The organism is Citrobacter sp. MNAZ 1397 (assembly GCF_023613995.1).
Lineage (GTDB): Bacteria > Pseudomonadota > Gammaproteobacteria > Enterobacterales > Enterobacteriaceae > Phytobacter > Phytobacter ursingii.
The window spans coordinates 1575046-1586742 of sequence record NZ_JAKIVH010000001.1 but is presented as its reverse complement, the minus strand read 5'-3'; the positions used below and the strand labels follow the sequence as shown (position 1 = coordinate 1586742).

Below are 11697 nucleotides of genomic sequence, written 5' to 3'. Positions count from 1 at the left end.
ATACTCAGGCTGCGACCAGGCTGTCGATCGCCGCTTTCGCGTCGGTCTGCGCTTTGGTAGCCACTTCCGGACCGTAAGCGATACCTTCTGCGAACACGAAGTTCACGTCAGTGATACCGATAAAGCCCAGGAAAAGTTTCAGGTACGGGGCGACCAGATCGCTCGGGGTGTCTTTATGGATACCACCACGGCTGGAAACAACAACAACACGTTTACCGGTTACCAGACCTTCCGGGCCTTTCTCGGTATAACGGAAGGTCACGCCAGCACGAGCAACCAGGTCAAAATAGTTTTTCAGCTGTGTCGGGATGTTAAAGTTGTACATCGGGGCATTAATGACAATCACATCATGCGCCTGCAGTTCCGCAATCAGTTCGTCAGAAAGCGCCAGCGCTTCCTGCTGACGCGGAGTCAGCGGCGCGTCGGAAGGACGCAGTGCGCCAACCAGTTCGCCATCCAGTACCGGAATAGGGTTTGCAGCCAGGTCGCGAACGGTGATTTCATCAGCGGCGTGTTTTGCTTTCCACTGATCAACAAAATAGTCAGCCAACTGACCAGACTGAGAGTACCCTGCCAGAATACTGGATTTAAGAACTAATACTTTGCTCATGGGTGTATCCTTGTTATTTGATATGGGGCGCGTGCCCCGTTGCTGTATGACACTCTATTCACAAAAGTGCTGCATGAATAGCGCAATATATCGAATCCTATGTTCGAATTTCTTGAACAAGAAATGATTTATTCCGATGTGGTATTCTACGGGTATTAAGCCAAAGAGATTTTTTCCGTCAGTGCGCTGACCGATAACACTATGACAGAACAACAGAAATTGACCTTATCCGATCTACATCAGCAGTTAGACTCGCTGATGCTACGCGATCGGTTGCGTTTTGCCCGTCGCCTGCAAGGGGCAAAGAAAGTTAAAAATCCTGAAGCACAGCAGGGCATTTTTCAGGCAATGCGTCAGGAGATGAACGAGGCCGCAGGGAAGGTTGTGCTGCGCGAGGCGTCTCGTCCTGCCATTACCTATCCCGATAACCTGCCGGTCAGCCAGAAGAAACAGGCGATTCTTGACGCCGTGCGTGACAATCAGGTCGTGATTGTTGCGGGGGAAACCGGCTCCGGGAAAACCACGCAGTTACCAAAAATCTGTATGGAACTGGGGCGTGGGGTGAAGGGGCTGATTGGCCATACCCAGCCGCGTCGTCTGGCGGCGCGTACCGTCGCGAACCGTATTGCCGAAGAGCTGCAAACCGAGCCGGGCGGTTGTATCGGCTATAAAGTCCGTTTTAGCGACCATGTCAGCGACAACACGATGGTCAAGCTGATGACCGACGGTATATTGCTGGCAGAAATTCAGCAGGATCGCCTGTTGATGCAGTACGACACCATCATCATTGATGAAGCGCACGAGCGCAGCCTGAATATTGATTTCCTGCTCGGTTACCTGAAAGAGTTATTACCCCGGCGTCCGGATCTGAAAATCATCATTACCTCGGCGACCATCGATCCGGAACGTTTCTCGCGCCACTTTAATAATGCGCCGATCATCGAAGTATCGGGGCGTACCTATCCGGTGGAAGTGCGCTACCGTCCGATTGTCGAAGAAGCGGACGATACCGAGCGCGATCAGTTACAGGCCATTTTCGATGCGGTTGACGAACTCAGTCAGGAAGCGCCGGGCGATATTCTGATTTTTATGAGCGGTGAACGTGAAATCCGCGATACCGCCGATGCGCTGAACAAGCGCGATCTGCGCCATACCGAAGTGCTGCCGCTGTACGCGCGGCTGTCGAACAGCGAACAGAACCGCGTGTTTCAGTCGCACAGCGGGCGGCGCATTGTGCTGGCGACCAACGTAGCGGAAACCTCGCTGACGGTGCCGGGCATTAAATATGTGATTGATCCCGGTACCGCGCGTATCAGCCGCTACAGCTACCGTACCAAAGTACAACGCCTGCCGATTGAGCCGGTCTCCCAGGCTTCCGCAAACCAGCGTAAAGGCCGTTGCGGGCGTGTTTCCGAAGGGATTTGTATTCGTCTTTATTCGGAAGATGATTTCCTGTCGCGCCCGGAATTTACCGACCCGGAAATTCTGCGTACCAACCTTGCGTCCGTCATTCTGCAGATGACCGCGCTGGGATTGGGCGATATCGCCGCGTTCCCGTTTGTTGAAGCGCCGGATAAACGCAATATCCAGGACGGTGTGCGACTGCTGGAAGAACTCGGCGCTATCACCACTGACGAGCAGGCCACCGCCTACAAATTAACCCCGATGGGGCGTCAGCTCAGCCAGTTGCCGGTAGACCCACGTCTGGCCCGTATGGTGCTGGAAGCGCAAAAACATGGCTGTGTGCGCGAAGCGATGATCATTACTTCGGCGCTTTCCATTCAGGATCCGCGCGAGCGTCCGATGGACAAGCAGCAGGCGTCCGATGAAAAACATCGCCGCTTCCACGACAAAGAATCCGATTTCCTCGCCTTTGTGAACCTGTGGAACTACCTCGGCGAGCAGCAAAAAGCACTGTCGTCGAACCAGTTCCGCCGCCAGTGCCGCGTCGATTTTCTTAACTACTTGCGCGTGCGCGAGTGGCAGGATATCTACACTCAACTGCGCCAGGTAGTAAAAGAGCTTGGTATTCCGGTGAACAGTGAACCGGCAGAGTATCGTGAAATCCATATTGCGTTGCTGACCGGGCTGCTGTCGCATATCGGGATGAAAGATGCCGATAAGCAGGAGTTTACCGGTGCGCGTAATGCCCGCTTTTCGATTTTTCCGGGTTCCGGGTTATTCAAAAAGCCGCCTAAATGGACGATTGTTGCCGAACTGGTGGAAACCAGCCGACTGTGGGGGCGCATCGCGGCGCGTATCGATCCGGAATGGGTGGAGCCTGTCGCCCAACACCTGATCAAACGTTCTTACAGTGAACCGCATTGGGAACGTTCGCAGGGTGCGGTGATGGCAACGGAGAAGGTAACGGTTTACGGCCTGCCGATTGTCGCCGCCCGCAGCGTGAATTATAGCCAGATTGACCCGGCCCTGTGCCGTGAGTTGTTCATTCGCCACGCGCTGGTGGAAGGTGACTGGCAGACGCGCCATGCCTTTTTCCGCGACAATCTCAAACTGCGCGCTGAAATCGAAGAGCTTGAACACAAATCCCGTCGCCGCGACATTCTGGTCGATGACGATACGTTGTTTGAGTTCTATGACCAGCGCATCAGCCATGACGTGATCTCGGCCCGCCATTTCGATAGCTGGTGGAAGAAAGCGAGCCATGAAACCCCGGATCTGCTCAACTTTGAAAAGAGCATGCTCATCAAAGAAGGGGCGGAGAAGGTCAGTAAGCTGGATTACCCCAATTTCTGGCATCAGGGCAACCTGAAACTGCGTCTGACCTATCAGTTTGAACCGGGTACGGATGCCGACGGTGTGACGGTGCATATTCCACTGCCGTTGCTTAACCAGGTAGACGAAAGCGGGTTTGAATGGCAAATTCCGGGGCTGCGTCGTGAGCTGGTGATTGCGTTGATTAAATCATTACCCAAACCAGTAAGACGTAACTTTGTACCGGCGCCAAACTACGCGGAAGCGTTTTTAGGCCGCGTAACGCCGCTTGAACTGCCACTGTTAGAGGCGCTGGAGCGTGAGCTTCGGCGCATGACCGGGCACACGATTGATCGCGAAGACTGGCACTGGGATCAGGTTCCCGACCACCTGAAAATCACCTTCAGGGTGGTGGATGATAAGAACAAAAAACTCGCCGAAGGTCCGTCGTTAACTGCACTGAAAGAATCGCTGAAAGGTAAAGTTCAGGAGACGCTTTCCGCGGTAGCGGACGACGGTATTGAGCAAAGCGGGCTGCATATCTGGAGCTTCGGTCAGCTTCCGGAAAGCTACGAGCAGAAACGCGGAAACTATAAGGTGAAGGCCTGGCCGGCGCTGGTAGATGAGCGCGACAGTGTAGCCATTAAGTTGTTTGATAATCCGCTGGATCAGCAGCAGGCGATGTGGAACGGGTTACGTCGTCTGTTGTTGTTAAATATTCCCTCGCCAATCAAATATTTGCACGAGAAGTTGCCGAACAAAGCCAAGCTAGGTCTGTACTTTAACCCGTATGGCAAGGTTCTGGACTTGATTGATGACTGCATCTCCTGCGGCGTTGATAAGTTGATTGACGAAGCGGGCGGACCGGTCTGGACGGAAGAGGGGTTTACAGCGCTGCACGAAAAAGTCCGGGCTGACCTGAATGAAACGGTGGTGGATATCGCCAAACAGGTCGAACAGATCCTCACCGCGGTGTTCAATATCAACAAGCGGCTGAAAGGGCGCGTTGATATGACCATGGCACTGGGGTTGTCGGATATCAAAGCGCAAATGAGCGGGCTGGTTTATCGCGGTTTCGTTACCGGCAATGGCTTCCGCCGCCTGGGTGATACGCTGCGTTACCTGCACGCAATTGAAAAGCGTCTGGAGAAGCTGGCGGTTGATCCGCACCGCGACCGGGCACAAATGCTGAAAGTCGAACAGGTTCAGCAGGCGTGGCTGCAGTGGCTGAATAAGCTACCGCCAGCGCGTCGTGAAGATGAAGAAGTGAAAGCGATTCGCTGGATGATTGAAGAGCTTCGCGTCAGTTATTTTGCGCAACAACTCGGCACGCCGTATCCAGTCTCCGATAAGCGCGTGTTGCAGGCGATGGAACAGGTGAACGCGTAAATTGTATCCCCGGATGGCGGCGTAAAACGCCTGATCCGGGGTACGGGATCGGTTCCCTCTCCCTGAGGGAGAGGGCCAGGGTGAGGGGGGAAATGTGGCTCGGGAGGTGGATTTCGTTCACCGTATGTTCATGGCGAAATGTCACCCTCGAACACGTGAACGGGTAAAGGGGAACACCGCGTTCCCCTTTACAATCCCCGCGGCCCCGCAAAGAAATCGATGCTTCGCACTGCGTTCGCCTCCCGCCCCGTTGCCTGCGGACGGTTTGACTCGAGTTACTCGCCCCATCCCTGGGGCTCGCCCTTCGGGCCAACGCGTTGCGTTGTTCAAAATCGCTCCGGACGCTTTTGTCGTGTCTCGACAAACCTCAGTCCGCCATCCCTGGCGGCCTGACCTTGTCATCGGGTCTTCGTCTCACCGATTTCAGCGGGGACTCACCCCCCTCGCTGCACGCTCTGCGCCAGGGGGGACAAAGATGTCGCTATGGTTATCATGCGCGAAAACGAGTAAGCCAAGACTAAAAAGGGTTGAAGACGTTCACAGTATCTACGCTTCGATGTTGCGGGTGTTATGTTGCCGTGGGGTGTTGTTCCCCCGGATGGCGGCGTAAACGCCTGATCCGGGCTACGGTTCGATGTTGCGGTCGCGCTGATACGTAGCCCGGCTAAGCGAAGCGCCAGCCGGGTAAATGAATTCAGGCATTCACCCACGCCAGGGTAAATCCATCCCAGCCTTTGCTACCCACCGTCTGAATCGCCGTTGCGGTTAGCCGAGGGTCTTCGCCCATCATTTCAATAAAGGTTCTGACGCCCTGCACCCTTTCGTCATCGCTCTGCGGATTGGTCACCTCACCGTCGCGGACCACATTATCGCCAATGATTAATGTGCCGGGGCGGGAATACCGCAGCGCCCAACGCAGATAAGCTGGGTTGTTTGGTTTGTCGGCATCAATAAAAATCAAATCAAATGGCGGGCGGTCGCCCAATTTTTCGAGGGTGTCCAGCGCAGGGCCTTCAACCACGTTGACTCGTTCATCCAGCCCTGCGAGTTGCAGATTCTGCCGGGCAATGCTGGCGTGATGCGCGTCGGCTTCCAGCGTCAACAATTCCCCGTCGGCCGGTAACTCGCGCGCCATCCAGATGGTGCTGTAGCCGCCGAGCGTACCGATTTCAAGGATACGTTTCGCCCCCGTCATGCGCACAAAAAGGGCCAGTAGCTGACCCTGATTGGCCGCCACATCAATGGCGGGAAGCCCTGCTCGCTGGTTATTCGCCAGCACTTGCTCAAGCATGTCATCCTTTGGGATGAGCTTTTCAATCAGATAATTATCGACATTTGACCACTGTTTCTGCATAGCATAACTCCCTGGTTAACCGCTCACTGCTGGCGAGGACCATCCTCCGCCCAGCGCGCGATATAAATCGATTTGTGCCAGTAGCAGGTTACTTTTCGCCTGAACGACGCTGAGCTGCGCGGAGAATAGCGTGCGCTGGGCATCAAGTTCATCCAGATAGGAGGCATAACCGTTGCGATAGCGATTTTGCGCAATGCGTAATGCCTCCTGCGCGACCCGCGTTTGCGCCTGCAACTCCGTGAGTTGTTCCTGCAAATGGGTTATCGCGTCCAGACTGTCGTTGACCTCTTTAAAGGCATTTCGCACCGTCTTTTCATAGGCATACAGCGCCTGATTGCGTTGTGACGCCGTCACATCGACCTGCGCATTCAGCGCCTGACGATTAAGCAACGGGGCCAGAATACTGCCGCCAACGCTCCAGAGCTGGAGCGGATTATCCAGTAAACCGGGCAGGGTTCTGTCCTGAATGCTTCCCGTGGCGGTGAGATTGAGGGATGGCAGCAAACTGGCACGGGCGGAAGCCAGCGTGGCATCGGCGGCGATCAGCTGTTGTTCCGCCTGGGCAATATCCGGACGGCGGTTAAGTAATGACGACGGCAAATTTGACGGGATCTGCAGTGGCGTAAGTTGATCGAGTGCATTTTGTCGGGCGATGCGGCCAGGATTGGCGCCGATGAGCAGACTGAGCGCATTTTCCTGCTGGGCGATTTGGTGACGTAAGCCAGGAATTTGTGCCCGCGTCGCGCGCATCTCAGAATCTGACTGCATCAGTTCCAACCGCGAACTGTATCCCATTTCATATTGCCGTTGCGCCAGCCTGAACGCTTCTTCCCGGGCTTTTAAGGTCGATTCGGTGACCCGCAGTTGATTATCAAGCGAAAGCAGACTGACGTAGCCGGATGCAACTGAGGAGGCAACGGTCAAATCAGCCGCCGCGGCCGCGGCTTTTTGTGCCGCCAGCGAAGCCTGAGCGGCATCGGTGGTATTGCGATGAACACCCCAGATATCCACATCATAACTGGCCGTTAGCGTGCCTTTATATAACGTGCTGTAGATGGGCAAACCTGTGACCGCCGACTGACTCCGGGCGCGCGTGCCGCTAACACCAGCGCTGAGCGAAGGAAAGAGACTGCCCTCGGCGCCGTAAACCCGAGCCTGGTATTCATTGACCCGCTCACGGGCAATCAGCACGTCGCTGTTATAGCGCAGCGCCTGATCTACATAGGTGTTGAGCGCGTTATCATGAAAATTGCGCCACCAGACTTTCTCGACTGAACTTGATGGACCGACGGCGCTACGCCAGTCTGCGGGGATCTGTAACGAGGGTTTTGCCGGTTTAACGTCAACGGACTGGCACGCCGTCAGTAACAGACAGGTGAGTGCGACGAGAGGGCGAACGGTCATTGTTTTCCCTCCCGGGTATCAATATGGACCTGTACCGACATACCGGGACGCAAGCGGGCAATGTCTTCCTCTTTACCATTCACTGCAATGCGCACCGGAATACGCTGGGCGATTTTCACAAAGTTGCCCGTGGCGTTGTCCGGCGAAATGGCGCTAAATTCCACGCCAGTCGCCGGAGAGATACTTTCAACGCGTCCTTCAAACGCTTTGCCGTCCAGTGCATCGACGGTGAATCGTACCGGCTGACCGGGATGAACATTTGCCAGTTGCGTCTCTTTAAGATTGGCGATAACCCAATGCTGGGCGGGGACCAGTGACGTCAAATGTGTACCGGCAGTGACATATGCCCCCAGTCTGACGCTAATTTGTCCAAGCTGGCCGTCGCGCGGAGCGACAATTCGGGTGTTTTGCAGGTCGATGTCCGCCAGTTCCAGGGCTGCTTTGGCGTTTTCTACATCCGCTTCCAGGGCGCCGCGATTAACGATAGTGGTCTGTAGGTCCTGACGAGAGACATCAAGGGTGGCCTGCGCCTGCGCAATACTGGCATTGCCCTGTGCCGCGCTGGCGAGCGCCGCATCGCGCTCGCGAACAGAGAGTGAACCGTCTGCGCTCAGGGCTTTTACGCGTTTAAGGTTCGCCTGCGACTGGATATTCTGTGCCTTCGCGCTGGCCAGCGCCGCCTCGTTACGCTGAATCACCGCCTCGGCACTTTTCCGTTGCTGAATATTGTTGTTCAGCGCCGCGATTTTCATTGCCAGCTGCGCCTGCGCCTGATGGACGCGCTGACGATAAATACGATCGTCAATCTGCATCAGCAGATCGCCTTTTTTCACCCTGGCGAAATCCTGAACATTTACCTGGGTGATATAGCCGTTTACCTGAGGACTAATGAAGGTCGTCAGACCGCGCACATAGGCGTTATCGGTAAACTGGGTTTGCCGGGTAAAAGGGGGTAACTGCCAGGCGTAAAGTATGACCAGCACGCCAACAATGCCAATAGCGGCAGCAGCGAAAATTGACACAATACGCAGGTTACTGCGGGTATTTGCGCGCTCTTTGGCGGCATCCTGCTGACTCATAGAGACTCCAGTGAAGTTAGCACTCTTATTTTTTGGTTCCGGTTGCCTGTCTTAATACGATACGCGCGGTGATACGCAGGCGAAGCAGTCGCCAGAATATCCACACCAGCGTGGCGGCGGCGACAGAGGCGGTTAACAGATAAGTATCGTTGTAAGCGAGAATATTCGCTTCCAGGGTGGAAACGTTCTGCAATTGCGTGACGGCCTGTGCGCTCAGTAATGTGCTGTCGCCAATCATGCTCTGGTACATCTGACTGTAGAGTTGCAGTCGCTCGTTGACCAGCGGGTTAAGCGTGGTGAGCTGGTCTGCAAGCAGGCTGGAATGGTATTTCTCACGCCAGGTCTGGAATGTCCCCAGAATGGCGGAACCCAGTAGCCCGCCGATATTCTGGCTCATCCCAAACAGCACCGAGAAGCTGACCAGATTACGTGGATCGGCGACCACGCCGCCGATCCCGGCCAGCATCGCAGGCGCGAGGAAGAAGGCGCTGCCAAAACCGAGTAAAAACTGGCTTATCATCAGTTGGTCCGGGCGCGTCAGGTTGGTTGACTGACTGTCCATCAGCGAGGCAATGATCATCAACACCAGCGAGGTAACAATAGGCCAGGCCAGGCGTTGGGGCTTTATGGTCAGACAACTGGCGATAATGCCGCAGATAATCCCGGCGAGAATAGACCACGCGAGGTTGGTCATCTGTTCATTCTGCAAACCGACATACTGCAACCAGCCAAATACACCGGTGTTTTGCTCTGCCAGCACGATACGGATTAACAGCATAATTAAACCAAGTCGTACGATACTGCCGCTGGAGAGCCAGCGCGTATTTAAGAGCGGGTTGCTGCGGTTATGCTCGAACACAATGGCACTTACGATCAGCACCACAGCCAGCGCCAGCGACCAGCCAATCCACGGAGCTTCAAACCACCAGTCCAGACGACCCAGCGACAGTACGGCACAAATCAGCGCCATGCCGGGCGCAAGCAAAAAGAAGGTAATAAAATCCTTCTTTTCAAACACCTTTTTGCGATCGCCGGGGGGAAGTTTAAGCATCATCACACAGGCAAGGGAGATCAGCGCCAGGCCCAGTTCGAAAAAGTAGAGGCCGCGCCATTCATCAAGTTGCAGGAGTTCGGTGGAAAATAGCCTGGCAATGGGAATTGCCAGCGACGAACCGGTGATACCTATTGTCAGGGCCTTCAGGCGGTGGCGGGCGGGCCAGGCCTGAATTTGATAATAGATCCCAAGCGAACTGAGCGCCGCAGCAACCATGCCATGAGCCGCACGCACCAGTAACGCTGAACTGAGATCGTTGACGAACAGGTGAAAGAAGGTCACCAGCACGTAGAGCACCAAAAATCCCTCGGTAAAGGCACGCAGTCCGAACTGCTGGCGGAACTTAACCAGCAGCAGGTTGATAGACACGTTCGTCATGACGTAGACGGCGGGTAGCCAGGCAATTTCCGTCGACCAGGCGGCAAAGGTTCCTTGCAGGTTTTGCAGATTCGCGGTGACCATTGCATTGCCCAGCGCACCGGTCATGCAGACCAGCAGCCCGACGATGCCATAGGCGATGCGTTTAGGCGTGCTGTGAAACGGGGTTGAGGGTGACCCCAGTAGCATCGGCTTTTCGTGTGGTGCCCATTCCCGTGGTGCATACGGATCGCTTTTCGGCAGTCGCATTACTTCTTCTCGACTTCTATAAGCAGTTTTTCCAGCACCCGGCGGGTTTGTGCCTGCTCCTCGGGGCTGATGACCGATAAAATCTCTTCACGCAGGTCATCGGCTACTGTCTTTACCTGGTAGTAAAGCGCCATACCTTGTTCTGTCGCTATCAGCAGGCGTTTGCGCTTGTCCTGATCGGTCAATACGCGCTGTACCAGTTGTTGTTCTACCAGGCGGTTAATCAGCGGTACCAGCGTGGCGTTCTCAATGCCCAACTCCTGCGCGAGTTCACTTTGCGATAACGGGGTTTCATTGCCGGCGATAGCGGCGACCGCAACCCAGCTGGCCTGACTCATGCCCAGTCCACGCAGGCGACGGTTGACCGCCAGGCGCCAGTGATGTGCCGTGAGATAGAGCAGATGAGAAAAAGTGAGGTCACGGTTATCCATATCGTTTTCTGATGATTAGTTAGATATCTAACGAGTTTATCGTTCGCTGCCTGAATATTTCAAGTGTATTAGAAAGCACAGGTTTTGTAGGAGAGCGTGTAAAGATGGCAACAGATATGTTTAGCCCTGCATAATAGACGGGCTTTTTACGGGGCTTTACGCTGTAGTCACGCTTCACTACGCTGTATTGAGGCTTAAAAAAGGAGGGCTCTTTCCATGACGCTTTTTCCCTGCATACCTGAACCGACGCTTGCGGCTGCGAATACGCTGGGTCAGTGGCTGGCACAAAATGACTTTGCCAGTAAACCTGCGCCAGCCCACGTCGATGCGGTGATTATCCCAGGCCACTCGGTTATTCCGGTGATTGATGCAGCCTGTGCCATCGCGTCGGGGCAGCATATTCCCTTGATCATTAGTGGCGGTATTGGGCATTCCACGCCATTCCTTTACGCCGCGGTTTCCCGGCACTCTGCGTACAATTTAATTCCCACTACGGGGCGTAAAGAAGCGGAAATCATTGCGGACATTGCAGAGAAATTCTGGAAGGTTAAGCGCAAAAATATGGTTGTCGAAAAACAGTCGACAAACTGTGGCGAAAATGCCCGATTCTCGATTGACATGATGTTATCGCACAGCATGAACGTCAAAACCGTATTGATTGTGCAAGATCCCACCCTGCAACGCAGAACGATGGCGACATTTGCCCGCGCGAGCCAGGGCTGTGCCAATGCCCCCCACTGGTTGAGTTACTCAGAGATTCCTCCTGAACTGATTAATACCCCTGATGGTCTGGCTTTTTTATCTCCGAAAGAGGGGATGTGGCCGGTTGATCGTTATTTATCTCTGATTTTGGGTGAAGTGCCGCGCTTAAGAGACGACGCGAAGGGCTATGGTCCGGCAGGACGCGATTTTATTGTTCACGTTGATTTTCCCCCGTCGGTCGAGCAGGCATGGCAGGTTCTTTCGGCTGATGAGGTGCTTTACGAAACGCTGCGCCATCGTTCACTGGTTTAAGCAATGCCCGTTTGCGGCGG

General features: G+C 54.7%; 8 protein-coding genes. 2 read left to right on the top strand and 6 right to left on the bottom strand.

Annotated elements, in window-relative coordinates:
- Positions 1–4 precede the first annotated feature (4 nt).
- A complete protein-coding gene (gene azoR / locus L2097_RS07270; RefSeq protein ID WP_039076975.1) occupies positions 5–610 on the bottom strand; it encodes an FMN-dependent NADH-azoreductase in 606 nt (201 codons plus the stop codon).
- Positions 611–811: 201 nt separating this feature from the next.
- Here azoR and hrpA point away from each other — a divergent pair, with 201 nt between their 5' ends.
- Positions 812–4714, top strand: a complete 3903-nt coding sequence (hrpA, locus tag L2097_RS07265) for an ATP-dependent RNA helicase HrpA (protein ID WP_250352493.1) — start codon at positions 812–814, stop codon at positions 4712–4714.
- Positions 4715–5408: 694 nt separating this feature from the next.
- Here hrpA and L2097_RS07260 read toward each other — a convergent pair.
- Genes L2097_RS07260 through L2097_RS07240 form a run of 5 tightly spaced genes read right to left on the bottom strand, consistent with a single transcriptional unit; the run spans position 5409 to position 10663 of the window.
- A complete protein-coding gene (locus L2097_RS07260) occupies positions 5409–6068 on the bottom strand; it encodes an O-methyltransferase (protein ID WP_047370438.1) in 660 nt (219 codons plus the stop codon).
- Positions 6069–6083: 15 nt separating this feature from the next.
- Positions 6084–7472, bottom strand: coding sequence for an efflux transporter outer membrane subunit (locus L2097_RS07255; RefSeq protein WP_047370437.1), 1389 nt, complete (start codon positions 7470–7472; stop codon positions 6084–6086).
- Positions 7469–8551 (bottom strand): HlyD family secretion protein, encoded by a 1083-nt coding sequence (locus L2097_RS07250; protein ID WP_047370436.1) that lies wholly within the window; start codon positions 8549–8551, stop codon positions 7469–7471. The genes L2097_RS07255 and L2097_RS07250 overlap by 4 nt, the downstream gene beginning before the upstream one ends.
- A 25-nt stretch (positions 8552–8576) precedes the next feature.
- Positions 8577–10232: an MFS transporter gene (locus tag L2097_RS07245; RefSeq protein WP_250352492.1), complete on the bottom strand. Its 1656-nt coding sequence runs from the start codon at positions 10230–10232 to the stop codon at positions 8577–8579.
- Complete coding sequence (locus L2097_RS07240; RefSeq protein WP_250352491.1) at positions 10232–10663, bottom strand: MarR family winged helix-turn-helix transcriptional regulator; 432 nt, start codon at positions 10661–10663, stop codon at positions 10232–10234. Before L2097_RS07240 ends, L2097_RS07245 begins: the two co-directional genes overlap by 1 nt.
- Positions 10664–10879: 216 nt before the next feature.
- Here L2097_RS07240 and L2097_RS07235 point away from each other — a divergent pair, with 216 nt between their 5' ends.
- A complete protein-coding gene (locus L2097_RS07235; RefSeq protein ID WP_250352490.1) occupies positions 10880–11677 on the top strand; it encodes a YdcF family protein in 798 nt (265 codons plus the stop codon).
- Positions 11678–11697: the final 20 nt, after the last annotated feature.